25 protein-coding genes and 8 tRNA genes are annotated in these 26,184 nt (G+C 41.5%); 32 read left to right on the forward strand and 1 reads right to left on the reverse strand.

The window, feature by feature from the left end:
* Positions 1-31: 31 nt before the first annotated feature.
* From K6V43_RS04495 to recO, 14 genes are all read left to right on the forward strand, one after another.
* Positions 32-105: transfer RNA gene (locus K6V43_RS04495), tRNA-Pro, on the forward strand.
* A 10-nt stretch (positions 106-115) separates the two neighbouring features.
* A tRNA-Met gene (locus K6V43_RS04500) sits at positions 116-189 on the forward strand.
* A 13-nt stretch (positions 190-202) separates the two neighbouring features.
* Positions 203-276 (forward strand) — tRNA-Ile (locus K6V43_RS04505).
* A gap of 3 nt (positions 277-279) precedes the next feature.
* A tRNA-Ser gene (locus K6V43_RS04510) sits at positions 280-369 on the forward strand.
* An 11-nt stretch (positions 370-380) separates the two neighbouring features.
* Positions 381-454 (forward strand) — tRNA-Met (locus tag K6V43_RS04515).
* Positions 455-476: 22 nt separating this feature from the next.
* A tRNA-Phe gene (locus tag K6V43_RS04520) sits at positions 477-549 on the forward strand.
* 32 nt (positions 550-581) lie between these two features.
* A tRNA-Ile gene (locus K6V43_RS04525) sits at positions 582-655 on the forward strand.
* A gap of 15 nt (positions 656-670) precedes the next feature.
* Positions 671-758: transfer RNA gene (locus tag K6V43_RS04530), tRNA-Ser, on the forward strand.
* A 64-nt stretch (positions 759-822) separates the two neighbouring features.
* The gene (gene mreC, locus K6V43_RS04535) at positions 823-1,647 is read left to right on the forward strand and encodes a rod shape-determining protein MreC (RefSeq protein ID WP_172006778.1); all 825 of its coding nucleotides are present in this window, start codon (positions 823-825) and stop codon (positions 1,645-1,647) included.
* Between the two features lies 1 nt (position 1,648).
* The gene (gene mreD / locus K6V43_RS04540; protein ID WP_024405038.1) at positions 1,649-2,164 is read left to right on the forward strand and encodes a rod shape-determining protein MreD; all 516 of its coding nucleotides are present in this window, start codon (positions 1,649-1,651) and stop codon (positions 2,162-2,164) included.
* A gap of 84 nt (positions 2,165-2,248) precedes the next feature.
* Positions 2,249-3,556: a peptidoglycan hydrolase PcsB gene (gene pcsB, locus K6V43_RS04545; protein WP_222381928.1), complete on the forward strand. Its 1,308-nt coding sequence runs from the start codon at positions 2,249-2,251 to the stop codon at positions 3,554-3,556.
* 102 nt (positions 3,557-3,658) lie between these two features.
* A complete protein-coding gene (locus K6V43_RS04550; RefSeq protein ID WP_172055140.1) occupies positions 3,659-4,624 on the forward strand; it encodes a ribose-phosphate diphosphokinase in 966 nt (321 codons plus the stop codon).
* Positions 4,625-4,713: 89 nt separating this feature from the next.
* Positions 4,714-5,892 carry a pyridoxal phosphate-dependent aminotransferase gene (locus K6V43_RS04555; RefSeq protein ID WP_222381931.1) on the forward strand — a complete coding sequence of 393 codons (1,179 nt, stop codon included), beginning with the start codon at positions 4,714-4,716 and terminating at the stop codon, positions 5,890-5,892.
* The gene (recO, locus tag K6V43_RS04560) at positions 5,879-6,643 is read left to right on the forward strand and encodes a DNA repair protein RecO (protein WP_222381933.1); all 765 of its coding nucleotides are present in this window, start codon (positions 5,879-5,881) and stop codon (positions 6,641-6,643) included. Before K6V43_RS04555 ends, recO begins: the two co-directional genes overlap by 14 nt.
* An 11-nt stretch (positions 6,644-6,654) precedes the next feature.
* Here the strand turns inward: recO and K6V43_RS04565 are convergent, their stop codons facing one another.
* On the reverse strand, positions 6,655-6,996 hold the full coding sequence (locus K6V43_RS04565) for a hypothetical protein (protein WP_222381935.1): 342 nt from the start codon (positions 6,994-6,996) through the stop codon (positions 6,655-6,657).
* Positions 6,997-7,102: 106 nt separating this feature from the next.
* Here K6V43_RS04565 and K6V43_RS04570 point away from each other — a divergent pair, with 106 nt between their 5' ends.
* The 18 genes from K6V43_RS04570 (at position 7,103) to purK (ending at position 26,007) form a co-directional block, all read left to right on the forward strand.
* Entirely contained in the window at positions 7,103-7,837 is a 735-nt protein-coding gene (locus K6V43_RS04570; protein ID WP_222381937.1) for a response regulator transcription factor, read from the forward strand.
* Positions 7,834-9,198: a GHKL domain-containing protein gene (locus tag K6V43_RS04575; protein ID WP_222381939.1), complete on the forward strand. Its 1,365-nt coding sequence runs from the start codon at positions 7,834-7,836 to the stop codon at positions 9,196-9,198. Before K6V43_RS04570 ends, K6V43_RS04575 begins: the two co-directional genes overlap by 4 nt.
* A 111-nt stretch (positions 9,199-9,309) precedes the next feature.
* Positions 9,310-10,047, forward strand: coding sequence for a hypothetical protein (locus tag K6V43_RS04580; RefSeq protein ID WP_222381941.1), 738 nt, complete (start codon positions 9,310-9,312; stop codon positions 10,045-10,047).
* A gap of 27 nt (positions 10,048-10,074) precedes the next feature.
* On the forward strand, positions 10,075-10,950 hold the full coding sequence (locus tag K6V43_RS04585) for an ABC transporter ATP-binding protein (protein WP_222381943.1): 876 nt from the start codon (positions 10,075-10,077) through the stop codon (positions 10,948-10,950).
* 1 nt (position 10,951) lies between these two features.
* A complete protein-coding gene (locus K6V43_RS04590) occupies positions 10,952-11,725 on the forward strand; it encodes a hypothetical protein (protein ID WP_222381945.1) in 774 nt (257 codons plus the stop codon).
* Between the two features lie 123 nt (positions 11,726-11,848).
* Entirely contained in the window at positions 11,849-12,856 is a 1,008-nt protein-coding gene (gene plsX, locus K6V43_RS04595) for a phosphate acyltransferase PlsX (protein WP_222381948.1), read from the forward strand.
* On the forward strand, positions 12,849-13,097 hold the full coding sequence (locus K6V43_RS04600) for a phosphopantetheine-binding protein (RefSeq protein WP_024405027.1): 249 nt from the start codon (positions 12,849-12,851) through the stop codon (positions 13,095-13,097). Before plsX ends, K6V43_RS04600 begins: the two co-directional genes overlap by 8 nt.
* Before the next feature lie 117 nt (positions 13,098-13,214).
* Positions 13,215-13,922, forward strand: coding sequence for a phosphoribosylaminoimidazolesuccinocarboxamide synthase (purC, locus tag K6V43_RS04605; protein ID WP_222381951.1), 708 nt, complete (start codon positions 13,215-13,217; stop codon positions 13,920-13,922).
* Between the two features lie 121 nt (positions 13,923-14,043).
* Positions 14,044-17,760: a phosphoribosylformylglycinamidine synthase gene (locus K6V43_RS04610; RefSeq protein WP_160864440.1), complete on the forward strand. Its 3,717-nt coding sequence runs from the start codon at positions 14,044-14,046 to the stop codon at positions 17,758-17,760.
* Between the two features lie 49 nt (positions 17,761-17,809).
* Positions 17,810-19,270 (forward strand): amidophosphoribosyltransferase, encoded by a 1,461-nt coding sequence (gene purF / locus K6V43_RS04615; protein WP_024392871.1) that lies wholly within the window; start codon positions 17,810-17,812, stop codon positions 19,268-19,270.
* A 72-nt stretch (positions 19,271-19,342) separates the two neighbouring features.
* On the forward strand, positions 19,343-20,365 hold the full coding sequence (gene purM, locus K6V43_RS04620) for a phosphoribosylformylglycinamidine cyclo-ligase (protein WP_222381954.1): 1,023 nt from the start codon (positions 19,343-19,345) through the stop codon (positions 20,363-20,365).
* A complete protein-coding gene (purN, locus tag K6V43_RS04625; RefSeq protein WP_024405024.1) occupies positions 20,362-20,919 on the forward strand; it encodes a phosphoribosylglycinamide formyltransferase in 558 nt (185 codons plus the stop codon). The genes purM and purN overlap by 4 nt, the downstream gene beginning before the upstream one ends.
* Positions 20,916-21,074, forward strand: coding sequence for a phosphoribosylaminoimidazolecarboxamide formyltransferase (locus tag K6V43_RS04630; protein WP_105127391.1), 159 nt, complete (start codon positions 20,916-20,918; stop codon positions 21,072-21,074). Before purN ends, K6V43_RS04630 begins: the two co-directional genes overlap by 4 nt.
* Positions 21,075-21,099: 25 nt before the next feature.
* Positions 21,100-22,647: a bifunctional phosphoribosylaminoimidazolecarboxamide formyltransferase/IMP cyclohydrolase gene (gene purH, locus K6V43_RS04635; RefSeq protein WP_222381956.1), complete on the forward strand. Its 1,548-nt coding sequence runs from the start codon at positions 21,100-21,102 to the stop codon at positions 22,645-22,647.
* Positions 22,648-22,766: 119 nt separating this feature from the next.
* Entirely contained in the window at positions 22,767-24,032 is a 1,266-nt protein-coding gene (gene purD, locus K6V43_RS04640) for a phosphoribosylamine--glycine ligase (protein WP_222381958.1), read from the forward strand.
* Positions 24,022-24,468, forward strand: a complete 447-nt coding sequence (locus tag K6V43_RS04645; RefSeq protein WP_024405021.1) for a 2-thiouracil desulfurase family protein — start codon at positions 24,022-24,024, stop codon at positions 24,466-24,468. The genes purD and K6V43_RS04645 overlap by 11 nt, the downstream gene beginning before the upstream one ends.
* Positions 24,465-24,953: a 5-(carboxyamino)imidazole ribonucleotide mutase gene (gene purE / locus K6V43_RS04650; protein WP_222381960.1), complete on the forward strand. Its 489-nt coding sequence runs from the start codon at positions 24,465-24,467 to the stop codon at positions 24,951-24,953. The genes K6V43_RS04645 and purE overlap by 4 nt, the downstream gene beginning before the upstream one ends.
* On the forward strand, positions 24,940-26,007 hold the full coding sequence (purK, locus tag K6V43_RS04655; protein WP_222381962.1) for a 5-(carboxyamino)imidazole ribonucleotide synthase: 1,068 nt from the start codon (positions 24,940-24,942) through the stop codon (positions 26,005-26,007). The genes purE and purK overlap by 14 nt, the downstream gene beginning before the upstream one ends.
* Positions 26,008-26,184: the final 177 nt, after the last annotated feature.

Genomic DNA, 26,184 nt, shown 5'->3' on the forward strand with positions numbered 1-26,184 from the left:
GACGTTAGGGGAGCTTTATTTTTAATGATATCGGGAAGTAGCTCAGCTTGGTAGAGTACTTGGTTTGGGACCAAGGTGTCGCAGGTTCGAATCCTGTCTTCCCGATTCAATATTTGGCGGTGTAGCTCAGCTGGCTAGAGCGTCCGGTTCATACCCGGGAGGTCGGGGGTTCGATCCCCTTCGCCGCTATTAACTTGTTGCTGGACCTTTAGCTCAGCTGGTTAGAGCTCTCGGCTCATAACCGAGCGGTCGTAGGTTCAAGTCCTACAAGGTCCATTTGGAGGATTACCCAAGTCCGGCTGAAGGGAACGGTCTTGAAAACCGTCAGGCGTGTAAAAGCGTGCGTGGGTTCGAATCCCACATCCTCCTTTACTTACTATCGCGGGATGGAGCAGCTAGGTAGCTCGTCGGGCTCATAACCCGAAGGTCGTAGGTTCAAATCCTGCTCCCGCAATTCTATTTATATTGTGGATTATGGCTCGGTAGCTCAGTTGGTAGAGCAATGGATTGAAGCTCCATGTGTCGGCGGTTCGATTCCGTCTCGCGCCATTACATGGCTGAGTCCAAGTATTCATTTTCTTGGGCGCGTAGCTCAGATGGTTAGAGCGCACGCCTGATAAGCGTGAGGTCGGTGGTTCGATTCCACTCGTGCCCATTTAAAAATTAATATGGAGAATTACTCAAGAGGCTGAAGAGGACGGTTTGCTAAATCGTTAGGTCGGGTAACTGGCGCAAGGGTTCGAATCCCTTATTCTCCGTAAGTAAACGAGATTATCTTTGGATATTCTCGTTTTATTGTATTGTTTAGGCGAGGGTTGCGTTGTGAATAAATTATCTAAAATTATTATAGCTTTCTTTATTTTCTTACTTGTTTCCTTTTCTTTGTTGTTTGTTACAATTTCTGGTGGTAATGATATTCCAATACTTTCTAGTTTTGTTTCTGGGTTGGTTAGTCCAATTGAGCGTATGTTGGCGCCTAGTGTCTCATTTTTATCGTCTCAAAAGTCCAAAATGGAGGAGATTTTAGCAACTTTTGAAGAGAACAAGGAATTGAAGAAAACAATTGCGAGTTTCGATGCTATTGATGAGGAAAATAAATCATTGCGCTTAGAGAATGCTTCTCTTCGAAATGATTTGGGAATTGTAGCTGCATTTCCTGAAAAATCTTTTATTTCCAGTTTTGTTTTGGTTCGAAATCCAGTTACTTGGACTGAACAATTAATTATTGATGCTGGTACGAATCAGGGTGTTGTTGAGAATATGTTAGTTGTTGCGAACGGTGGTTTAGCTGGGATTGTGACTAATGTTGATTCATCTTCGTCCAATGTTAAACTATTGACTAACTCAGATGATTTTACTAAAGTTCCTGTGAAGATCTCTACTAATTCTGGTGAAATTTATGGTATTTTATCTGGTTATGATTCAGATTCTAATACTTTTGTAGTCAATCAGTTGAATTCTTTGAATGAAATTGAAGCTGGAAGCAATGTTGTAACAAGTGATTTAGCTGGAACAACTCCGTCAAATATTCAAGTTGGTAAAGTGAAATCTGTATCAACTACAAGTAACAATTTGAATCGTGAAGTGTATATTGAACCTACTACAGATTTTTCTGAAATTTATACGGTTTTATTAGTGGAGAATTGATATGAAATTTGATTCCTTGCGCTTTTTGGCATTTCCTCTTTTATTTTTGATGTTTTTGATAGATAGTCAACTTTCGACAATTTTTTCTGTAGCATCTATTAGTAGTTTTTCTATTTCAAGTCACCTTTTATTGTTAGTTGGCCTATACATGATTGATGTTGTTCCCTTACCTTCTTCAGTGACTATGTTTTTTTTATTGGGTGTTATTTATGATCAATATTACCTTAATATACTTGGCATAGCAACTACAATATTACCCTTGTTATTATTTATTGTTTATCATTTTTATAGATCTTTTAATCGAAGTTGGATTTTAGATCTTTTGGTTTTCTTACTGATGATCTTTTATTTTGAGTTTGTTAGCTATATTTTTGCAAGAATTTTTCACTTAACAAACTTATCTATTTTTATTTTTACATTCTATAATTTGTTACCGAGTTTACTTGTGAATACAGGTATATTTTGTGTCTTAAGACCTGTGTTTCAGCGGTTTTTTGACATTACATATAAGACATAAAAATGTAATAATTGCGTAATATTATTACGCTTTTTTTTTGTTAAAATGATAGAGTCAGAAAATGAAAGAGGAGTCAAACTTAGTATGAAGAAAAAAATCTTAGCTACATTGATGTTGAGTACCGTTGTTTTATCGAATGTTAGTTATGTGGCTGTGATTAGCGCGAATGATATTGACAGTCAGATTGAGGCTAAAAACCAAGAGATTAGTAGTCTAACTGCTCAACAAGCTGCTGCGCAACAACAAGTTGATGAAATTCAAGGTCAGGTTGACGAAATTGTGGCTGAGCAGGCTAAATTGAATGAAGAGAATACTCGTTTAGAAAGCGAGTCTGCGTCATTGGCGGCTGAAATTGAACGTTTATCTGCAGATATTGTTTCTCGTGACGGTGCTTTAAAAGAGCAAGCACGTAGTGCACAGGTGGATGCTTCAGCTTCAAGTTATATTAATACTATTTTAGATTCAAAATCAATTGTTGATGCTGTTTCTCGCGTTAATGCGATGCGTGAAATCGTTGCTGCTAACAATCGTATGTTAGAACAACAAAAAACAGATAAAGAAGTAATTGTTGAAAAACAAAAAGCAAACCAAGAAGCTATCAATACCTTGGCTGCGAATCGTCAAAAATTAGAAGATGATGCACAAGTTTTAGAGGTACGTCAAGCTGAATTAAAAGCTGCTCAGTTGAATCTTGCGGCTGAAAAAGCAACTGCTGAAGGTGAGAAGTCAGCATTGTTGGCTGAAAAAGCTGCGGCGGAAGAAGCTGCACGTCAAGCTGCTGCACGTCAAGCTGCATATGAAGCACAACAAGCTGCTTTGGCACAACAACAAGCAGCACAACAACAGGCTGCCGTACAACAACAAGTGGCATCAGTTTCAACTCCTGTTGTGGAATCAACTGTTACAGAAACAGCATCAGTTTCTGAGCAAAGTCAAGCTGAAGTTGCAGTACAGCAACCAGTTGCCACAGCAAGTTCTTCATCTACTACGTCTACAACTTCATCTTCAACTACAACTTCGAGCGGTTCATCTGCTGCATCTAATAATGCAAGATACGATGCTTCATCTTATCCTATAGGTGAATGTACATGGGGTGTTAAATCACAAGTATCATGGGTTGGTCCTTATTGGGGAAATGCTAATCAGTGGGTTGCATCAGCTCGTGCAGAAGGCTTCAGTGTTGGAACAACTCCACAAGTTGGTGCAGTTGCTGTTTGGGTCGGTGGAACATATGGTCATGTGGCCTTGGTTACAGCTGTTGAAAGTTCTACAAACATTCAAGTGTCAGAGTCTAACTATATGGGCCGTCGTTATATTGGTAACCATCGTGGCTGGTTTAATCCCACTACTACGTCAGAGGGAGCTGTCTATTACGTCTATCCTCCATATTAATTGAATTTTAATAGAGTGCAATGTGAATGCGCTCTATTTTTAATTGAAAAATGGTGTAAAAAACGTTAAAATAATAAAGGTAGAAAAATATAGGAGGCAGTCATGTCATTTACTGACTTAAAATTGTTCGCACTATCATCTAATCAAAAGTTAGCAGAGAAAGTGTCACACATCATAGGGATTCCTTTGGGCAAATCAAGTGTTCGTCAATTTTCAGATGGTGAGATTCAAGTCAATATTGAAGAGTCTATCCGTGGTACTCATGTGTACATTCTTCAATCAACTAGCTCACCAGTCAATGATAACTTAATGGAAATTTTGATTATGGTAGATGCTCTAAAACGTGCATCTGCAGAATCAGTAAACGTTGTTATGCCTTACTATGGTTATGCACGTCAAGACCGTAAAGCACGTGCACGTGAGCCAATCACTTCTAAATTGGTTGCAAATATGTTACAGACAGCCGGAGTTGATCGCTTGTTAACAATTGATTTACATGCCGCGCAAATTCAAGGTTTCTTTGATATTCCTGTTGATCATTTGATGGGAGCTCCTTTAATTGGTGATTATTTTGAGCGTCGTGGTATGGTAGGAGATGGCTATGTGGTTGTATCTCCAGACCATGGTGGTGTGACTCGTGCTCGTAAATTAGCTCAATTCTTAAAGACACCGATTGCAATCATTGATAAACGTCGTAGCGTTGATAAGATGAATACATCAGAAGTTATGAATATTATTGGTGATGTTAAAGGGAAAACCTGTATTTTAATTGATGATATGATTGATACAGCAGGTACGATTTGTCATGCTGCAGATGCGTTAGCAGAAGCGGGTGCAACAGCTGTCTATGCTTCTTGTACTCACCCGGTTTTATCAGGACCAGCGATGGATAACATTAGTAAATCAGCTATTAAGAAATTAGTTGTTTTGGATACAATAGAGATTGCTGAGGATCGCTTGATTGACAAGATTGAACACATTTCGACAGCTGAATTATTGGCAGAAGCTATTATTCGTATTCATGAAAAACGTCCACTGTCACCTTTGTTTGAAACAAGTCGTGGTTAATACGTATAAGAAGAGTTAAATGACTCTTCTTTTTTACATTTATTTGGAAATTATATTATAATAGTTCTATATGTTTTTGAGGTGACAGTATGGATTTATTAAATCGTTTCAATAAAAATTTAAATCGAATTGAGGTATCAATGATTCGTCAATTTGATCAGTCAATTTCTGATGTGCCTGGGATTTTAAAACTGACCTTGGGAGAGCCAGATTTTACAACACCGGATCATGTAAAAGAGGCAGCAAAAGCGGCAATTGATGCGAACCAAAGTCACTATACAGGTATGGCTGGACTGCTGGATTTGCGTGAAGCTGCGGCTGAATTTGTAGCTGAAAAATACAATTTAACTTACAATCCAAATACTGAGGTTTTATCAACGATCGGTGCGACCGAGGCTTTATCAGCTAGTTTAGTGGCTATTTTGGAGGCTGGTGATACTGTTCTCCTGCCTGCTCCTGCCTACCCTGGTTATGAACCTATTGTTAATATGGTAGGGGCAGACATCGTTGAAATCGATACGACTGCTAATGATTTTGTATTGACACCTGAGATGTTGGAAGAGGCGATTATTGAGCAGGGGGATAAGCTAAAAGCTGTCATTCTTAACTATCCTGCCAATCCAACGGGTGTGACTTACTCACGGGAGCAAATTCAGGCTTTTGCTGATGTCATTCGGAAGTATCCAATTTTTGTTTTGTCTGATGAGGTTTATGCAGAGTTGACTTATACTGGTCAGCAACATACATCAATTGCAGAATTTTTACCAGAGCAAACCATTTTGATTCAAGGACTTTCTAAATCTCATGCTATGACGGGATGGCGGATTGGCTTGATTATGAGTCAAGCTCCGATTATTGCTCAAATAATTAAAAGTCACCAGTATCTAGTAACAGCCGCAGCGACAGCTATGCAATATGGTGCAGTGGAGGCCTTAAAAAATGGTAAGGATGATGCCCTACCGATGCGGGCGGAATATGTCAAGCGTCGGGATTATATCATCGAAAAGATGACTGACTTGGGCTTTAAGATTATCAAACCTGATGGTGCTTTTTATATCTTTGCCAAAATACCTGCGGAATACAATCAGGATTCATTTAGTTTTTTACAGGATTTTGCTAAGAAAAAAGCAGTTGCCTTTATTCCAGGTGCAGCTTTCGGTAAATACGGGGAAGGGTATGTACGTATTTCTTATGCGGCAAGTATGGAAACAATTCAAACAGCTATGGCTCGTTTGAAAGAATATCTTAAAGAAAATGGAACGAATTGAAACCAGAGGAATCGTCCTTTATAATCAAGATTTCCGAGAAGATGATAAACTGGTCAAAATCTTTACTGAGAAGTCTGGCAAGCGAATGTTTTTTGTAAAACATGCTTCTAAATCAAAGCTGGTAGCATCTATTCAGCCGTTGATACATGCGGATTTTATTGTCAAAATTAATGATGATGGTTTGTCTTATATAGAAGATTTTCATCAGGTACAGCCATTTAAATCAATTAACGGTGATATTTTCAAGCTCAGCTATGCCACCTATATATTAGCTTTGGCAGATGCGGCCTTGCAGGACAAGGTTTATGATCCAGCTCTTTTTGCTTTTTTGGTCAAAACCTTGGACTTGATGGAGTCGGGTCTGGATTATGAAATTTTAACCAATATCTTTGAAATTCAGCTATTGGGTCGATTTGGTGTTAGTTTGAATTTTCATGAGTGTGCTTTCTGTCATCGGGTAGGTCAGCCTTTTGACTATTCCTACAAGTACAGCGGGGTCTTATGTCCGCAACACTATCAACAAGATGAACGACGGGCTTATCTGGATCCTAATGTTCCCTATTTACTTGATCAATTTCAGGCTATTTCCTTTGATGAGCTGGAAACCATCTCCATCAAGCCTGAGATGAAGCGAAAATTACGTCTTTTTATTGACCAGTTGTATGAAGAATATGTGGGAATTCACTTAAAATCAAAGAAATTTATAGATGATTTGTCTTCTTGGGGGCAGATTATGAAGTCAGAAGAATAAGAACAGCCTTCTCAATGGAGAGGGCTGTTTTGTAGGTATTCCCTTAATTCTGTTTGGGCTTGGTGTGGTGTCAGGACAGCTAGGAAGGAGAGGTGGCTTCGGAAGCAGACTTGGTAGTCAGGCTCTTCATCAATCAAGATGAGCTGTCCAGTGTCATCTCTCTGGCGAATGGTTTTTGCTACCTTCATTCCATCCCAGAATATGTTTTGAGGGGTATTTATGATAAAATAGTAGTTAATTTGATGGGCGACTAGAAAATCTTCCTTGTGTTTGACTTGGAAGGGACGCCCAAGTTGGTTTAAAATCCTTTCTATCGTGTTTGGATAGAAGAATGGTTTTAGGATATAAATCATGTAGGTTCCTTTCCTTTCTTTGATATATCTTAGTATAGGAGATTTTAGAGAAAATGGGGTGGAGCTGTCATGAACAGTCTTTATTTTGTCATGAATGGGGGATGAGATGTTACGGATTTTTATCTTGGAAGATGATTTTATGCAACAAGCTAGGTTGGAGCAGGCGATTGAGGAAGTTGTAAAAACGAGTGACGTTACCTACAAGACATTGGAAGTGTTTGGTAAGCCACAACAGTTATTAGAGGCTGTGACAGAGACTGGAAATCATCAGCTCTTTTTCCTAGATATTGAGATTAGAGGGGAGGAGAAGAAAGGGATGGAGATTGCGCGGGAGATAAGAGCGCGTGATCCGCATGCTGTGATTGTTTTTGTGACGACGCATTCGGAATTTATGCCTTTGACCTATAAATACCGTGTGTCAGCTCTTGATTTTATTGATAAGGGGTTGGATGAGCCTGCCTTTAAGGAAGCAGTGGCAGATGTTCTCCAACATGCTTACCATCATATCAGCCAGACGGTGAGCGATGATGCTTTTGTTTTCAAGAGTGAGTTTTCTCAGATTCAAGTTCCTTTTTCAGATATTTTGTATTTTGAAACCTCTTCAACGCCTCATAAGGTTGTCTTGACAACCAAGTCAGGTCATACAGAGTTTTATGGCAAGGTGTCGGATATTGCTAAAACGGATGAACGATTGTACCAGAGCCATCGGGCTTATGTGGTCAACCCTGCTAATATTCTTCGTGTGGATGCTGTGGAGAGGATGGTGTATTTTGAACAGGAGGAATCTTGCTTGGTCTCTCGAATGAAACTGAAAGGTTTGCTGGAGAGGGTGGGTAAATGATAGCGATTGTTCTCATTTTTCTAGTGTCCTTCACCGACTGGTTTATCAAGCTTGGAGTGTTTAACCAGTTGAGTCAGCTGAGCTTGAAATGGTGGCGATTGCTTGTTTTCTCAGGTCTATTTTCGGGATTATTCATCCTTTTTCCAGACAGTATTCCCTACCTTGAACCCTTTTATTTCCTGGTCTATCTCTTGGTGTTTCATCGGTCTTGGACTTGGTCTCAATCCTTGTTCTACGGTTTGGCACCTTTTGTCTTGGTTGATTTATTTCAGCGAACCTTTGGGATTTACCAGCTTAAGTGGACAACCTTTCAACTATGGCAGACAGGTTTGGAATGGTTAGATATTCTCTTTGTGGTAGTGGTCCTTTTGCTCTTTATTCCTTTTTATCGGACCTTTATCCGTTTGCTGGGAATTGATTTTCAGCACATGAAGAAGGTTTTTGCTTACCCTAAGTTTAAAAAGAGTCTCAAGAACCTAATTTATTCTATGCTCTTCTATGTTGTTGTGGTGCATGCGTTACTTGTTTTTGGGCAATCAGTAGGCGAAATGGACTTTTCAGTAGCTATTAGTATAGGGGACAGTCAGGTTTATCTAGATTTTATTAAGATTTACTTTGCCTACTTTATCGGTAGTCTCTTTTTCCTCAATACCAAGCTAAAAGAGCAGTTGACTGAGGAATTGCAGGAGGCCAAGGATACTCAATTATCTTCTTTAGAAGACTACAGTCAGCATGTGGAAAGCCTGTATAAGGACATTAGAAGTTTTCGACATGATTATACCAATATCTTGGTCAGTCTCAATGAAGCTATCAAGCAGGAAGATGTCAGTGAAATCAAGGCTATCTATCAAACGGTTTTAGCAGGGACAGACCAGAAATTTTATCAAGATGCCTATGATATTGGAAATCTAGCTCATCTGGATAATACTGCGATGAAAAGTATTTTATCTGCTAAGCTGATGGAAACTCAAAGTCGGGGGATTCAGCTGACCGTTGAGATAGAAGAAGCCAGCACTGCTCCAGTAGGAATCGAATTGCTGGATATGGTGACTATCTTATCAATCTTTTTAGACAATGCCATAGAGGCAGCCAGTCTGTCAGCTGAGAAGAGTCTGCTTGTGGCTTATTTTGAAGACCAAGGTGAAAAAATCCTTATCATTGAAAATAGCACAGCGGAAGAACGGCTTCAAACAAAATCTATCTTTTCTTATGGAAAATCCAGTAAGGGAGAGGGGCGAGGGATTGGTTTGGCTAATGTGCAGAAAATCCTGTCACACTATCCATCTATTAGACTGGTGACGACTAGTCAGGCTTTTCGATTCCGTCAAGAACTACATGTGCCACAGACGGCTGAAACATAACATTTACCGTTCATGACAAATAAACGACCATTCATTAGAGTGGTCATTTTTTATTGCTCTTTTGGGTTATACTCTTTTTGTAAAACAAATCAAGTCCTAAGGAGTTAAATTATGAATCTGTTTCCTTCAGTATTTCAATCCGTTTTTAAAAGACGTGATGTGAATATTCTTTTAGCCTTTGCCTTCTTGCCCTTGTTGGTAACTAGCTTGTCTGGGATAGGAGATGCTCAAATCAACACAGATGTGACAAGTAGTTGGCTTTCCTTTATCGTGTCGGCTTTGGAGTTGCAATTCCAGATGGTCTTGCCTGCCTTAATCATGGGCTTTATCGTATCGTCGGTCTTTCGTGATGAGATTGGTTCAGGAATCCTGTTTCTTTACAAGGATATCAAGAAATCCAGTATTCTTCATGCCAAGTTGCTCAGTCTCTTTGCTGTCTATGTGATTTATTTCTTAGGGACAGTCCTTATCGCTAGCCTGACCTATGTCCTTACCATTGCACCCCAGTATGGTTTCCACTGGCTTCCTGCTCATCAAGCTGCTTATAGTTGGCTCTATATCTTGACGATGATTGGCTTAAATCTGATTTTAATCAGTCTGGTAGCGGCAGTATCCATCAAGCGAACAACCCTACTGGCTGTCTTGACTGGGGTACTTTTTAACCTCTTTGCTCAAGTAGGCCCACTCTTAAATGGTTTTCGCTATGCTTTCCCACCAACCTATGCGACCAAACTGGCTGGACAGTTTCCATTTGGACTTGCCCTTGCTATTAGTCTAGGCTTGATCCTGCTATATTTTGGATTGGCCTATCGTTCGGCACGCAAGAATTTTGAAAAAATTGAATATTAAAAGATACCTAAGAAAGAGAGAATAATAATGCTTACAATTAAGAACCTATCAAAACAATTTGCTGGAAATGACTTTTACTCATTGAAAGATGTGAGTTTGGAGATTAAAAAAGGTGAAATCGTCGGCCTGATCGGTAAAAACGGTGCTGGAAAATCGACTCTTATGAAATTGATGGCTAAATCCCTCAAGCCGACAACAGGAACCATTACCTATAATGGTGTGGATATTCATACGGCAGATAACTTGCTCAAGGATTTTGGGATTATGATTGACCCTGTTTTCTATCCAGAGATGTCGGTTATTGATAATTTGAAGTTTTACCTGACTTTGCATGGTAGGACAGAGATGTTTCCAAATATAGAAAAGACCCTCAAGCTCTTAGACTTGTGGGAGGCGCGCAATCGTAAACCAAAAGGATTCTCATTTGGTATGAAACAGCGGACGGCTTTGGCTATCGCGATGGTAGCAGAGCCAGACTTTCTTATCTTAGATGAGCCTTTTGTGGGCTTGGACCCTGTCGGTGTCCAACAGTTGATTGATATTCTCAAGTCTTGGTCACAGGAACGTAATATCTCTATGTTGATTTCTAGTCACCAGCTTGGCGAGTTGGAAGCTCTCTGTGAGCGCTATGTCTATATCGAAAAAGGTCAGTTGGCAGATGAGTTTGCTGGGCAGTCAGCTCCAAGCGTCTTGGTAGAGGTCAATGGCAGAGCAGATAAGGAAGCTCTCTCAGCCTATCTGACAGAAGCGATTACTCTGGATGGGGATGTCCTAGAGATTTCTACCCAGGCAAATAGCGGAGAACTCAATGCTGTCCTAGCCTACCTAGCTAGTCAAAACTTGATCAGCAAGCTTCATGTAAAAGAAAACCACTTGAAAGAAATTTTTAGTCGAGGTGAATAGTATGTTAGCAATTTTTAAACCTGTTTTTGCCAGTGTCTGGAAGAGGAAGGAAACCAAGATTTTCCTTGCCTTTGCCTTCCTCTTTCCGACCCTTTTTCTGGCTTCAACCTTTTTACCAAAAGGTTCTAACTTTATGGTACCACATGTGACGAATGGCTATCTTTTATCATTCGTTGCTCTAACTAGTTTAATCTTTCAATCTGCATGTGACTTTGTTCTCCCGATTTTAGCCCTTTTTTATCTAACTTATACGGTCTTCAAGGGTGAGGCAGATAGCCATACCATGTTTCTCTATAAGGATATCAAGCGTCAGGACATCTTTTGGGCCAAGGTCTTGAGTCTGGTGACGATTGTCCTCATCTATACAGGAATCTTTCTATTGGTGATGGTAGTTTATTACTACACACGTATTGGTCATTTGGACTATGCGACCTTGACTTTCTGGGATCATTTGAATGCGACAGAAAATGCAGGATTTGCACAAAGTATCCTTGGTGGTATGCTAGATATGTTGGTCTGTGTCTTACTGGCTGCTTGTGTTTCCTTGTACTCAGGGGTCGGAGCGACTATGGCAGTTGCCTTTGGTTACTCACTTGGGTCAAGTATTTTAGGTGTATTTGGTTTGGCTAGTTTCTTTCCAACTGGTAATATTAATGCCTTGTATGAAGGAGCAAGCCTGTTTTCAACATTAGGAACATCTGTTTTGGTTACCTTGGTTTATTCGACGGTATTAGCCTATCTGACATTGAAGTATTTTAAAAAGATGGAGTTTTAAGGTGTTATCCCTTTTCTTGCTGAGAGAAGGGGGTGTTTTATTTGCTCTGCTATTTTCAATAATAGGAAAAAAGTTGAAATCGTGCTATAATATCTCTAAGACTAAAGTGAAGGAACTAGATAGATGAAACGTATTGCAGTAGATGCTATGGGTGGGGACCACGCCCCTCAGGCAGTGGTAGAAGGTGTCAATCAAGCCTTGGCTGCCTTTCCAGACATTGACATTCAACTTTATGGTGATGAGGCTAAAATCAAGCAGTATTTGACAGCGACAGAACGTGTCAGTATCGTCCATACGACTGAGAAAATCAATTCAGATGACGAGCCGGTCAAGGCTATTCGTCGTAAGAAAGAGGCTTCTATGGTCCTAGCGACCAAGGCTGTCAAGGATGGTCAGGCAGATGCGGTCTTGTCAGCTGGAAATACAGGTGCTCTTTTGGCGGCAGGCGTCTTTGTCGTCGGTCGCATCAAGAACATCGACCGTCCTGGTCTTATGTCTACCTTGCCGACTATGGACGGTAAGGGATTTGATATGATGGACTTGGGGGCAAATGCTGAAAATACAGCTCATCACCTCTATCAGTATGGTATTCTTGGCTCATTTTACGCGGAGCACGTGCGTGGAGTCAAACAACCTCGTGTCGGACTTTTGAACAACGGTACGGAAGATACCAAGGGCACGCCAGTTCACCAAGAGGCTTATAAACTCTTGGCGGAAGACAAGTCGATTAACTTTATTGGCAATGTGGAAGCGCGTGAGTTGCTCAACAGTGTGGCGGATGTGGTCGTGACGGATGGTTTCACGGGAAACGCTGTGCTGAAAACAGTTGAAGGGACTGCAAAATCCATCGTTAGTCAGTTGACTGGCTCAATCAAGAATGGTGGTCTGCGTGCTAAAATTGGTGGTCTACTTGTTAAGCCAACCTTGAAAAAGGCCTTGGGGGCGATGGACTATAAAACTGCAGGTGGTGCTGTCTTGCTTGGTCTAAAAGCCCCAGTTATCAAGGCCCATGGATCCAGCGATGCTCAATCAATTTTCTACACTCTTAAACAGACGCGTTCGATTTTGGAAGCTGGTATTGTGGACAAATCAGTTGCCAAATTTTCTGTAGTGGAGGAAGACAATGAATAGAGAACAAGTCTATCAGCGGGTTGTTGAATTGATTCAAGATGAAAAAGGTGAGGATTTCAATGTTCAACCTGAGTCGACTTTGGCTGATAATATTGCTGCAGATTCTGTTGAAATTATGGAATTTGTGCTAAATTTGGAGGATGAGTTTGGAATTGATATTCCAGATGCTGCAATTGAGCGCTTTGAAACCCTTTCTGATATTGTTGATTTTGTTTATAAAGAAACACAAAAACGTTCGTAGTTTACGGGCGTTTTTCTTTACTTTTACAGGAAGATTAAGGTATTTCTTGAATATACGAACAAGCTGTGATAAAATAAACAAAAAGGTTAGAATAATTTGTGAAAGGCGAACATTTTTATGAAAACAGACCTTATCTATTCAGGAAAAGCTAAAGATATTTTTGCTACAAGTAATGATAATCAAATTGTTGCAGTGTACAAGGATCAGGCAACGGCTTTTAATGGTGGTAAGAAAGAACAGATTGCTGGGAAGGGTCGGCTTAATAATCTGATTTCTTCGCTTATTTTTGAAAAGTTAAATGAGGCTGGTGTAAAAACGCATTATATCAAGCGTTTATCAGATACGGAACAATTAAATGCGAAGGTGGATATCATTCCTCTTGAGGTGGTATTGCGTAATATTACAGCTGGATCATTTTCAAAACGTTTTGGTGTGGAAGAAGGTATTGAGTTAACTCATCCTATTGTTGAGTTTTACTATAAAAAAGATGAGCTGGATGACCCTTTTATTAATGATGAACATGTTACGTTTCTCAATATAGCTAGCCAAGAGGATATTGCTTATATTAAAGAAGAAACTCGCCGAATCAACGTTCTCTTGAAAGAGCTGTTCGCTCAGATTGGTTTAACGTTGGTAGATTTCAAATTGGAATTTGGATTTGATAAAAGAGGACAAATTGTATTGGCTGATGAATTTTCACCGGATAATTGTCGTCTGTGGGATGTGGATGGAAACCATCTTGATAAAGATGTGTTCCGTCGTGGTCTTGGAGAGTTGACCGATGTTTATGAGATTGTTTTAGAAAAATTGCAGAGCGTGAAATAGGGGATTTTAGAAAGGGATTGAAACCGTCCGGAAAAATATGATTAGACTGAGAATCCACTAAATGTATTTGGTGATTTCTAAGTGTAAGACAGCTTTTCTTGTCGGACTTGGTATCTTGAATATGGCAAAACGTATTTTTGTTGAAAAAAAAGCAGATTTTCAAATTAAGGCAGAAGCTCTTCTCGAAGAATTGGTTCACAATTTGCAGTTGACTAGTCTATCCAGTCTTCGATTAGTACAGGTATATGATATTTTCAATTTAGAGGAAGAATTGCTTGAACAAGCGATTAAGCATATCTTCATGGAACAGGTAACAGATAAGGCGTTGTTGGAAGAAGAACTGGGTTTAGAAAGCTCAGTCTATTTTGCCATTGAGGCTCTCCCTGGTCAATTTGATCAACGTGCAGCTAGTAGTCAAGAGGCTCTCCTTTTATTGGGTAGCCGTCAAAATGTACGTGTTCATACTGGTCAGCTTTTTATCTTAAATGGAAATGTACTAGAAGAAGAATTGGCTGCAATTAAGAATTATCTTCTTAATCCTGTTGATTCTCGTTTCAAAGATATGGAATCACCTTTGCTGGAACAGGAATTTTCTGTTTCAGATAGCTCTATTCCAAATTTGGAATTTTTTGCAAACTATAGTGCTGAAGACTTTGCGATGTATAAGCGTGAAGTTGGTTTGGCCATGGAAGTGGAGGATTTATTATTTATCCAAGACTATTTCAAATCAATCGGTCGAGTTCCAACTGAAACAGAGCTCAAAGTCTTAGATACTTATTGGAGTGATCACTGCCGGCATACGACATTTGAAACAGAACTCAGAACGATTGATTTTTCAGCTTCAAAATTCCAAAAGCAATTGCAGGCGACATATGACAAATACATTGCGATGCGTTCAGAACTAGGTCGATCAGATAAGCCTCAAACTTTAATGGATATGGCTACTATTTTTGGTCGCTATGAGCGTGTGAATGGTCGGTTGGATGATATGGAAGTTTCTGATGAGATTAACGCTTGTTCAGTAGAAATTGAAGTGGACGTGGATGGAGTGAAGGAACCTTGGCTTCTCATGTTCAAAAATGAAACACATAATCACCCAACAGAAATTGAACCATTTGGTGGGGCAGCAACTTGTATTGGTGGTGCTATCCGTGATCCGTTGTCAGGTCGGTCTTATGTCTATCAAGCAATGCGGATTTCAGGTGCAGGAGATATCACTCAACCATTAACTGCAACACGTGATGGGAAATTACCACAACAAATCATTTCAAAAACAGCTGCACATGGCTATTCTTCTTACGGCAACCAAATTGGTCTTGCGACGACCTATGTCCGTGAATACTTCCACCCAGGTTTCGTTGCCAAACGTATGGAACTTGGAGCGGTAATTGGAGCTGCTCCGAAAGAAAATGTAGTCCGTGAAAAACCGGTGGCTGGTGATGTGGTCATCTTACTTGGTGGTAAAACTGGACGAGATGGTATCGGTGGAGCAACAGGTTCGTCTAAGGTTCAGACTGTCGAATCGGTCGAAACAGCTGGTGCAGAAGTTCAAAAGGGAAATGCTATTGAAGAACGTAAAATTCAGCGTTTATTCCGAAATGGACAAGTGACACGACTGATTAAAAAGTCGAATGACTTTGGTGCAGGAGGTGTCTGTGTAGCGATTGGTGAGTTAGCAGATGGTTTGGAAATAGATTTAGATAAGGTGCCACTCAAGTATGCAGGTTTGAATGGAACTGAGATTGCCATTTCAGAATCACAAGAGCGGATGAGTGTAGTCGTTCGTCCAGAGGATGTAGAAACTTTTATCGAAGCCTGTCGTGAAGAAAATATCCATGCTGTTGTAGTAGCTAAAGTGACGGATAAACCAAATCTAGTCATGACTTGGAATGGCCAAACGATTGTTGATTTGGAACGTTCTTTCCTTGATACAAATGGTGTTCGTGTAGTAGTTGATGCAAAAGTAGTTGACAATGCTGTCAACCTTCCCGAATTACGTCAGACATCACCTGAAACCCTAGAAGAGGATTTGAAGACAATTCTTTCAGACCTCAACCATGCTAGCCAAAAAGGATTGCAGACTATTTTTGACTCTTCAGTTGGTCGTTCAACAGTGAATCATCCGCTTGGTGGGCGTTATCAGTTGACGCCGACAGAAAGTTCCGTTCAAAAGTTACCTGTCCAAGATGGTGTGACGACAACAGCTTCGGTTATGGCGCAAGGTTACCATCCATATTTAGCAGAGTGGTCTCCATATCATGGTGCAGCGTATGCGGTGATTGAAGCAACAGCTCGTTTGGTTGCAACAGGTGCAAACTGGTCTAAGGCCCGTTTCTCTTATCAAGAGTATTTCCAAAGAATGGATAAACAGGCGGAACGGTTTGGACAGCCTGTAGCGGCTTTACTTGGCTCAATTGAGGCTCAAATTCAGCTAGGTTTACCATCTATTGGGGGTAAGGACTCTATGTCTGGTACTTTTGAAGAACTAACGGTTCCTCCGACACTAGTTGCTTTTGGTGTAACCACTGCAGATAGTCGCAAGGTTCTTTCTCCTGAGTTCAAAACAACCAGTGAGAATATCTATTATCTTCCAGGTCAAATTTTATCGGAAGACATAGATTTTACATTCATCAAGTCAAACTTTGAGACTTTTGAAAAATGGCAGAATACTTATGCGATTACAGCAGCAAGTGCTGTTAAGTATGGTGGTGTTTTAGAAAGTATAGCTCTTATGACCTTTGGAAATCAGATTGGTGCGACAATTGAATTAGAAACCGTAGAAACATGTCTGACAGGTCAATTAGGTGGTTTTGTCTTTACTTCTACTGAAGAAATATCAGGAGCAGTGAAAATTGGACAGACAACTGAAGAGTTTACACTTGTTGTCAATGGTGTCAAGTTATTTGGACAAGATGTACAAGCTGCTTTTGAAGGAAAACTTGAAGAGGTCTATCCGACAGAATTTAAACAAAACACTTCTATAGAGGATGTTCCAGCCATTGCGAAAACAACGATTCGTAGAGCCAAGAAAAAAGTTGATGTTCCACTGGTGTACATTCCAGTTTTCCCAGGAACTAACTCTGAGTATGACTCAGCCAAGGCGTTTGAACAAGCTGGTGCCCAGGTAAATCTAGTGCCATTTGTAACCTTAGATGGAAAGAGTATCGAACATTCCGTTGACACAATGGTGGACAATATTGACAAGGCTAATATTCTTTTCTTTGCAGGTGGTTTTTCAGCAGCCGATGAGCCAGATGGTTCTGCTAAATTTATCGTGACTATCTTGCGAAATGCCAAGGTCCGTTCAGCTATTGACCAGTTTATCGAAAAAGGTGGTCTCATTATCGGAATCTGTAATGGTTTCCAAGCCCTTGTTAAATCAGGCTTATTACCTTATGGGAATTTTGAAGAAGTAGTGGAAACCAGTCCAACTCTCTTCTATAACGATGCTAACCAGCACGTTGCAAAAATGGTTGAGACACGCATTGCTAATGTAAATTCTCCATGGTTATCAGGAGTTCAAGTTGGAGATATTCACGCTATTCCAGTTTCTCATGGTGAAGGGAAATTTGTAGTTACTGATGAAGAATTTGAAGTTTTGCGCAACAATGGCCAAATTTTCAGTCAATACGTGGATTTCACTGGTCAACCAAGTATGGATTCAAAATACAATCCAAATGGCTCATATCATGCGATAGAAGGAATTACTAGTGCCAATGGTCAAATCATTGGGAAAATGGGACATTCAGAGCGTTATGAAACTGGTCTCTTCCAAAATATTCCGGGGAATAAAGACCAGGGCTTATTTGCATCAGCGGTTCGCTATTTTACAGAATAAGAAAGTTCAGTCATCATTCTGGTTGAATAAACATAATAAAGGGAATAACATGTACGAAGTTAAATCACTTAATGAAGAATGCGGAGTCTTTGGGATTTGGGGTCATCCGCAAGCTGCTCAGGTCACATATTTTGGACTCCATAGTTTGCAGCACCGAGGTCAAGAAGGCGCAGGGATTTTAGCAAATGATGAAGGACATTTACGTCGTCATCGGGATACAGGGTTGATTGCGGATGTTTTTAAAAAGTCAGAAGACCTAGAACGTCTCACTGGGAGAGCAGCGATAGGTCATGTTCGCTATGCCACGTCAGGTTCAGCTTCTATCCATAACATTCAACCTTTTCTCTTTGATTTTTCAGATATGCAAGTTGGACTAGCTCATAATGGCAATTTGACTAATGCAGTTAGTTTAAAGGCAGAATTAGAAAAAAATGGTTCGATTTTTTCAAGTTCATCTGATACTGAAATTTTGATGCATTTGATTCGTCGCAGTCATAATCCAGACCTGATGGGTAAAATCAAGGAAGCTCTTAATACTGTCAAGGGTGGATTTGCCTACTTGATTATGTTAGAAGATAAAATGGTTGCAGCCTTGGATCCAAACGGTTTTCGTCCATTATCTATTGGAAAGATGAAGAACGGGGCTTGGGTCGTTGCCAGCGAGACATGTGCGTTTGAAGTTGTTGGAGCAGAATGGGTTCGTGATGTTGAGCCGGGAGAGATGGTCATTATTGATGATTCAGGAATTCGCTATGATACCTATACGACGGATACACAACTTGCAGTCTGTTCGATGGAATATATCTACTTTGCGCGTCCAGATTCTGTCATTCATGGGATAAATGTTCATACTGCCCGAAAAAATATGGGGCGCCGTTTGGCTCAAGAATTTCAACACGAAGCAGATATTGTTGTTGGTGTGCCAAATTCATCACTTTCAGCTGCAATGGGTTTTGCAGAGGAGTCCGGTTTGCCAAATGAGATGGGGCTGATAAAAAATCAGTACATTCAAAGGACCTTTATCCAGCCTACACAGGAATTACGGGAACAGGGTGTTCGCATGAAGTTATCAGCTGTTTCCAGTGTTGTTAAGGATAAGCGCGTGGTTATGATTGACGATTCAATTGTTCGAGGAACAACGAGTCGTCGTATTGTCCAACTGTTACGTGATGCTGGTGCGAAAGAAGTCCATGTTGCTATCGGTAGTCCTGAACTGAAGTATCCATGTTTTTATGGAATTGATATTCAAACACGTAGAGAACTGATTTCAGCCAATCATTCTGTAGATGAGGTTTGTGAAATTATAGGAGCTGATAGCCTTACCTATCTGTCATTAGATGGTTTGATAGACTCGATTGGTATAAAAACAGATGCACCAAAGGGTGGGCTCTGTGTGGCGTATTTTGATGGAGAATTTCCAACGCCCCTTTATGACTATGAGGAAGAATATCTTCGAAGCTTAGAAGAGAAAACTAGTTTCTACATAGAGAATGTCAAAAGAGATAAATAAGTGTCAATCAATATTGACAACCTTGTAAACCTTGTCAATCAACTGTAAAGTTTTTAGAGGAAAGGAAATAGAATGACGAATAAAAATGCTTATGCTCAGTCAGGAGTGGATGTCGAAGCGGGTTATGAAGTAGTTGAACGTATCAAAAAACACGTTGCTCGGACAGAACGATTGGGTGTCATGGGGGCACTAGGTGGTTTTGGTGGTATGTTTGACTTAACCAAATTAGATGTAAAAGAGCCTGTTTTAGTATCAGGAACTGATGGTGTTGGTACTAAGCTTATGCTTGCAATTCAATATGACAAACATGACACAATTGGCCAAGATTGTGTTGCGATGTGTGTCAATGATATTATTGCAGCAGGTGCAGAACCGCTTTATTTTCTTGACTATATTGCGACAGGGAAAAATGAGCCAGCTAAATTGGAACAAGTAGTGGCGGGTGTTGCAGAAGGCTGTGTCCAAGCAGGGTGTGGGTTGATTGGTGGTGAAACTGCTGAAATGCCTGGCATGTACGGCAAAGATGATTATGATTTAGCCGGTTTTGCAGTCGGAATCGCTGAGAAATCACAAATTATTGACGGAAGTAAGGTCAAAGAAGGTGATATCTTACTCGGCTTAGCTTCAAGTGGCATCCACTCTAATGGTTATTCATTGGTTCGCCGTGTTTTTGCGGATCTTGATGGTGACGCTCTGTTGCCAGAGCTCAATGGCAAAGCTCTTAAGGATGTCTTACTAGAACCAACGCGTATTTATGTCCAACAAGTACTACCATTGGTAAAAAATGAACTTGTAAATGGTATCGCTCATATCACTGGCGGTGGATTTGTTGAAAATATCCCTCGTATGTTTTCAGATGATTTAGCGGCAGAGATTGAAGAAGATAAGATTCCGGTCCTTCCTATCTTCACTGCCCTTGAAACATATGGCAAAATCAAACACGAAGAAATGTTTGAAATCTTCAACATGGGGATTGGTTTGGTGTTAGCAGTCAGTCCTGAAAAGGTTGACAAGGTTCGAGAATCAGTCAATGAAGAAGTTTATGAAATTGGTCGTATTGTAATCAAAGAAGACAAGAGTGTGATAATCAAATGAAGCGAATAGCAATTTTTGCCTCTGGTAATGGTTCCAATTTTCAAGTTATAGCTGAACAATTCAAGGTACATTTTGTTTTTTCAGATCATAGAGATGCTTTCGTTTTAAAGAGAGCTGAAACATTAGGAGTTCCAGCCTATGCTTTTGAACTGAAGGAGTTTGCTGATAAACAGGCATATGAAAAAGCACTTATTGACTTATTGGACAAACACCAGATTGATCTGGTTGTTTTAGCTGGCTATATGAAGATTGTTGGCCCTACATTGCTTGCTAAGTATGAGGGACGGATTATCAATATTCATCCGGCTTATCTGCCAGAATTTCCAGGAGCCCATGGGATTGAAGATGCCTGGAAAGCTGACGTTCCAGAGAGTGGTGTGACGGTTCACTGGGTCGACAGTGGTGTCGATACAGGTCAAATTATTAAACAAGTCCGTGTACCTAGGTTGGCTGATGATCATTTGGAGCAGTTTGAGGAACGGATTCACGCCGCAGAATATCAGCTTTATCCAACAGTTTTAGAAGAGCTGGGGGTAGAAAGGATAGAGTTATGATAAAGAAAATAATCTCATTTGTTTTGGTATTTGTTTTAGCTGCTCTGCTATTTAATAGCTTTATTTTTGCAAACTTAGAAAATCCAGCACGTTTGATATTGGCCTATGGATTATCCTTGATTTTATCAGGATTTTTAATGACTCAAATCAAATAGTAAAAGTGTAGAAGAAGGAGTAAACATGACAAAGCGTGCGTTAATTAGCGTATCTGATAAGAATGGTATCGTTGAATTTGCTAAGGAATTAAACAGTTTTGGTTGGGAGATTATCTCAACTGGAGGCACAAAAGTTACATTGGATCAGGCGGGTATTCCCACTATTGCCATTGATGATGTGACAGGTTTTCCAGAGATGATGGATGGTCGTGTCAAGACTCTTCATCCGAAAATTCACGGTGGTTTGTTGGCGCGTCGGGATTTGGACAGCCATTTGCAAGCTGCTAGCGACCATGAAATTGGCTTGATTGATTTGGTGGTAGTCAACCTTTATCCATTCAAAGAAACAATTCTTCGCCCGGATGTAACCTATGATTTGGCAGTGGAGAACATTGATATTGGTGGTCCCTCTATGCTTCGTTCGGCAGCCAAGAACCATGCCAGTGTGACAGTTGTGGTAGACCCGGCAGACTATCCAACAGTTTTAGGAGAAATAGCAGAGCAGGGGGAAACTAGCTACTCAACGCGTCAGCGATTAGCAGCGAAGGTCTTTCGTCATACCGCAGCTTATGATGCCCTAATAGCAGATTATTTTACTAAGCAAGTAGGTGAAGAGAAACCTGAGAAACTTACTCTTACTTATGACCTTAATCAGCCAATGCGCTATGGAGAAAATCCACAACAAAATGCGGATTTCTACCAAAACGCACTTCCGACTGCATATTCCATTGCATCTGCTAAGCAGTTAAACGGGAAGGAACTATCCTTCAATAACATTCGTGATGCGGATGCCGCTATTCGTATTATCCGTGATTTCAAGGACCGTCCAACTGTTGTAGCTCTTAAACATATGAATCCATGTGGTATCGGACAAGCAGATACTATTGAAAAGGCGTGGGATTATGCCTATGAGGCTGATCCAGTATCGATTTTCGGAGGAATCGTTGTACTCAACAGAGAAGTAGACGCTGCGACTGCTGAAAAGATGCATCCGATTTTCTTAGAGATCATCATCGCACCGAGCTACTCGGCAGAAGCGTTAGCAATTTTGACCAATAAAAAGAAAAATCTTCGCATTTTAGAATTGGCTTTTGATGCTCAAGATGCTAGTGAAGTAGAAAAGGAGTTCACAGGCGTTGTTGGTGGTCTCTTGGTGCAGAATCAGGACGTGGTGGTGGAAAACCCAGCGGACTGGCAGGTTGTGACTGAGCGTCAACCGTCCGAGCAAGAGTGGGCAGCTATGGAGTTCGCCTGGAAGTCTTCTAAGTATGTCAAATCCAACGGAATCATCATCACCAATGACAAGATGACCTTGGGGGTGGGACCGGGGCAAACCAACCGTGTAGCTTCCGTCCGCATTGCTATCGAGCAAGCTAAGGACCGTTTGGATGGTGCTGTTTTAGCATCGGATGCATTTTTCCCATTTGCAGATAACGTGGAAGAGATTGCTGCAGCAGGTATTAAGGCCATCATTCAGCCTGGTGGATCCGTCCGTGACCAGGATTCCATTGACATGGCCAACAAGTACGGCTTGTCCATGGTCTTTACAGGAGTCAGACATTTTAGACATTGAGAAATTTGCTCACCTTGTGTGAGCTTTTTCCATTCCCGAACGTTACCCTGTTTTTTCTATTAAAATCCGTCTGTTTTTGCTATACTGTTTATAGAAAATCCGTTTTTGAGGTATAAAAAATGAAACTTTTGGTTGTTGGGTCTGGTGGTCGTGAACATGCGATTGCAAAGAAGTTGTTGGCATCTGATCAGGTAGAACAGGTCTTTGTTGCTCCTGGAAATGATGGAATGACTTTAGATGGGATTGAATTAGTGAATATCGGTATTTCCGAACATTCTGCATTAATTAACTTTGCAAAGGAAAATGATATTGCATGGACTTTTGTTGGTCCAGATGATGCTCTGGCAGCAGGTATCGTTGATGATTTTGAACAGGCTGGGTTAAAGGCATTTGGTCCGAGTCGTCTCGCCGCGGAGCTAGAGTGGTCAAAAGACTTTGCCAAACAAATCATGGTCAAATACGGCATTCCAACAGCAGCCTTTGGCACTTTTTCTAACTTCGAAGAAGCCAAAGCCTACATCGAAGAGCAGGGTGCACCAATCGTGGTCAAGGCGGACGGATTGGCACTGGGCAAGGGTGTGGTCGTGGCGGAAACCGTCGAGCAGGCGGTCGAAGCGGCACGGGAGATGCTCTTGGACAACAAGTTCGGTGACTCGGGTGCCCGCGTAGTCATCGAGGAGTTTTTGGAGGGTGAGGAGTTCTCGCTCTTTGCCTTGGTCAACGGCGACCAGTTCTATATCCTGCCAACAGCCCAGGACCACAAGCGTGCCTTTGACGGCGACCAAGGTCCTAACACAGGCGGAATGGGGGCTTACGCTCCTGTTCCCCACCTGCCTCAAAGCGTGGTAGAGACCGCGGTTGACACTATTGTCAAGCCCATTCTTGAAGGCATGATAGCGGAAGGGCGGTCTTATCTGGGCGTGCTCTATGCTGGCTTGATTCTGACCGATCAAGGTCCTAAAGTCATTGAGTTCAACGCTCGATTTGGCGACCCAGAAACTCAGATTATCCTACCTCGCTTGACCTCTGACTTTGCTCAGAACATTGACGATATCCTCCACAAACGCACGACACAGCTGACTTGGCTAGATAGTGGCGTGACGCTTGGGGTAGTGGTGGCTTCAAACGGTTATCCTCTGGACTACGAAAAAGGCGTGACCTTGCCAGAAAAGACAAAGGGCGAAATCACGACCTACTATGCAGGAGCTCGTTTTGCGGAAAATAGCAGAGCACTGCTATCAAACGGCGGTCGGGTCTATATGTTAGTCACCACAGCAGACACCGTCCAAGAAGCCCAGGAAAAAATTTACTCGGAGCTGAAGAAACAAGATACGACAGGCCTCTTTTATCGGACAGATATTGGAGGAAAAGCGCTTGGAAAATAGGCAAGCCTGTGTTCTAGTTAGCGCCTGTCTTCTCGGAGAAAATTGCAAGTACAACGGCGGAAACAATTACAATCAAGCAGTTATTGATTTTGTATCGGATAAGCAAGTTCTATCGGTTTGTCCAGAGGTTGCGGGTGGTTTGCCGATTCCGAGAAAGCCAGTAGAGATTGTTGACGGAAGTGTCCGAGATGCGGACGGAACATCTTATGACAAAGCATTTCAACTAGGCATCGCCCAGACGCTTGAAAGACTGGAAGGGCAAGAGATAGAACTGGCAATTCTACAATCTAGAAGTCCGTCCTGTGGTGTTAATCAGATTTATGATGGCACGTTTTCAGGTCAGAAAATTGTAGGCAGTGGTTTATTTGCTCAAGCCTTGAAAGAAAGAGGCTATCAGGTAGTAGACGCAGAAGATATAAACGAGGTAACATCATGAAACCAATCATTTCCATCATTATGGGTTCTAGTTCTGACTGGAAAACCATGAAAAAAGCAGCCGATGTGCTGGATAAATTTGGCGTAGCCTATGAAAAGAAAGTGGTCTCTGCCCACCGCACGCCCGACCTCATGTTCCGTCACGCCGAGGAAGCGCGTGGCCGTGGTGTCAAGGTTATTATCGCAGGAGCGGGCGGTGCGGCTCATTTGCCAGGTATGGTAGCAGCCAAGACCACCCTGCCCGTCATCGGCGTCCCTGTCCAATCCCGTGCCCTCAGCGGAGTGGATTCCCTCTATTCTATCGTGCAAATGCCAGGCGGTGTGCCTGTTGCAACCATGGCTATTGGTGAAGCAGGTGCGACCAATGCAGCTCTGACAGCTCTTCGCATTCTCTCTATTGAAGACCAAACCATTGCAACTCAGCTGGTAGACTTTGCCAAGGAACAAGAAAAAATTGCGGAGGCTATGTCAGATGAACTCATCTAAAACGATAGGTATTATTGGCGGCGGTCAGCTGGGGCAGATGATGGCTATTTCTGCCATTTACATGGGTCACAAGGTCATCACGCTGGATCCCTCGGCGGACTGCCCAGCTTCCAAGGTTAGCGAGGTCATCGTCGCTCCCTATCACGATGTGGCGGCCCTCAAACAGTTGGCGGAGCGGTGCGATATCCTGACCTACGAGTTTGAAAATGTCGATGCCGACGGACTGGACGCGGTCATCAAGGACGGCCAGCTCCCTCAAGGGACAGACCTGCTCCGCATTTCCCAAAACCGCATTTTTGAGAAGGATTTTTTAGCAAAAAAAGCTGGCGTGCAAGTCGCCCCTTACAAAGTGGTTACCTCTAGCCTAGACCTAGAAGGTCTGGACCTCAGCAAAAACTACGTCTTGAAGACAGCCACTGGGGGCTATGATGGACACGGTCAGAAGGTCATTCGAGAAGAGGCGGACTTGGTAGAGGCTAGTCAGTTAGCCAACTCTGCCGAGTGTGTTTTGGAAGAGTTTGTGAATTTCGACCTGGAAATCTCAGTCCTTGTGTCTGGCAATGGCTCCGACTACACCGTCTTTCCTGTACAGGAAAATATCCACCGCAATAATATTCTTTACAAGACCATTGTGCCTGCTCGTATTTCAGATGAACTAGCTGAAAAAGCCAAAATCATGGCCCTGCAAATCGCAGACAAGCTCCATTTAGCAGGCACCCTCTGTGTTGAAATGTTTGTGGCAGGGCAAGAAATTCTTGTGAATGAAATCGCCCCTCGCCCACATAATTCAGGACATTATTCCATTGAAGCCTGTGATTTTTCACAGTTTGATACCCATATACAGGGTATCCTTGGTCAACCCCTCCCTCCTATCCGCCTGCTCTCTCCAGCCGTAATGATCAACGTCCTCGGACAAGACATGGAAGCAGCACAAGCCTTTTCTCAAGAAAATCCTAACGCATATCTTCATTTTTATGGTAAACTAGAAGCGAAGCACAATCGCAAAATGGGACATGTGACGGTGTTGACGGATGATGTTGAGGTAGAGTTGTAGGGGATTTTGAAATTCAAGAAAAACCCAATACATTTAAAGATAGAAAGGAGAGAGGGCAAGTTCGAGTATTTTAACTCGGTCTAAAAGCGTCGGAAAAATGATAAATGGTCTTGTGTGCTAGCACACAGTGACAGTTTCCTATTTTTCTTTTGCTTTCTTAACGCCCTCTGTATCATA

This window comes from Streptococcus suis (genome assembly GCF_019794615.1).
In the GTDB taxonomy this organism is placed as follows: Bacteria; Bacillota; Bacilli; order Lactobacillales; family Streptococcaceae; genus Streptococcus; species Streptococcus suis_AI.

Excerpts from the sequence above, each read along its gene's own strand:
- purN (WP_024405024.1), top strand. The coding sequence starts at position 20,362 with ATGAAGCGAATAGCAATTTTTGCCTCTGGTAATGGTTCCAATTTTCAA.
- K6V43_RS04575 (WP_222381939.1), top strand. The coding sequence starts at position 7,834 with ATGATAGCGATTGTTCTCATTTTTCTAGTGTCCTTCACCGACTGGTTT.
- purK (WP_222381962.1), top strand. The coding sequence starts at position 24,940 with ATGAACTCATCTAAAACGATAGGTATTATTGGCGGCGGTCAGCTGGGG.
- K6V43_RS04555 (WP_222381931.1), top strand. The coding sequence starts at position 4,714 with ATGGATTTATTAAATCGTTTCAATAAAAATTTAAATCGAATTGAGGTA.
- purD (WP_222381958.1), top strand. The coding sequence starts at position 22,767 with ATGAAACTTTTGGTTGTTGGGTCTGGTGGTCGTGAACATGCGATTGCA.
- K6V43_RS04580 (WP_222381941.1), top strand. The coding sequence starts at position 9,310 with ATGAATCTGTTTCCTTCAGTATTTCAATCCGTTTTTAAAAGACGTGAT.
- K6V43_RS04570 (WP_222381937.1), top strand. The coding sequence starts at position 7,103 with ATGTTACGGATTTTTATCTTGGAAGATGATTTTATGCAACAAGCTAGG.
- recO (WP_222381933.1), top strand. The coding sequence starts at position 5,879 with ATGGAACGAATTGAAACCAGAGGAATCGTCCTTTATAATCAAGATTTC.
- K6V43_RS04565 (WP_222381935.1), bottom strand. The coding sequence starts at position 6,996 with ATGATTTATATCCTAAAACCATTCTTCTATCCAAACACGATAGAAAGG.
- purC (WP_222381951.1), top strand. The coding sequence starts at position 13,215 with ATGAAAACAGACCTTATCTATTCAGGAAAAGCTAAAGATATTTTTGCT.
- purF (WP_024392871.1), top strand. The coding sequence starts at position 17,810 with ATGTACGAAGTTAAATCACTTAATGAAGAATGCGGAGTCTTTGGGATT.
- plsX (WP_222381948.1), top strand. The coding sequence starts at position 11,849 with ATGAAACGTATTGCAGTAGATGCTATGGGTGGGGACCACGCCCCTCAG.
- purE (WP_222381960.1), top strand. The coding sequence starts at position 24,465 with ATGAAACCAATCATTTCCATCATTATGGGTTCTAGTTCTGACTGGAAA.
- pcsB (WP_222381928.1), top strand. The coding sequence starts at position 2,249 with ATGAAGAAAAAAATCTTAGCTACATTGATGTTGAGTACCGTTGTTTTA.
- mreD (WP_024405038.1), top strand. The coding sequence starts at position 1,649 with ATGAAATTTGATTCCTTGCGCTTTTTGGCATTTCCTCTTTTATTTTTG.
- K6V43_RS04630 (WP_105127391.1), top strand. The coding sequence starts at position 20,916 with ATGATAAAGAAAATAATCTCATTTGTTTTGGTATTTGTTTTAGCTGCT.
- K6V43_RS04610 (WP_160864440.1), top strand. The coding sequence starts at position 14,044 with ATGGCAAAACGTATTTTTGTTGAAAAAAAAGCAGATTTTCAAATTAAG.
- K6V43_RS04600 (WP_024405027.1), top strand. The coding sequence starts at position 12,849 with ATGAATAGAGAACAAGTCTATCAGCGGGTTGTTGAATTGATTCAAGAT.
- K6V43_RS04585 (WP_222381943.1), top strand. The coding sequence starts at position 10,075 with ATGCTTACAATTAAGAACCTATCAAAACAATTTGCTGGAAATGACTTT.
- purM (WP_222381954.1), top strand. The coding sequence starts at position 19,343 with ATGACGAATAAAAATGCTTATGCTCAGTCAGGAGTGGATGTCGAAGCG.
- purH (WP_222381956.1), top strand. The coding sequence starts at position 21,100 with ATGACAAAGCGTGCGTTAATTAGCGTATCTGATAAGAATGGTATCGTT.
- K6V43_RS04550 (WP_172055140.1), top strand. The coding sequence starts at position 3,659 with ATGTCATTTACTGACTTAAAATTGTTCGCACTATCATCTAATCAAAAG.
- K6V43_RS04590 (WP_222381945.1), top strand. The coding sequence starts at position 10,952 with ATGTTAGCAATTTTTAAACCTGTTTTTGCCAGTGTCTGGAAGAGGAAG.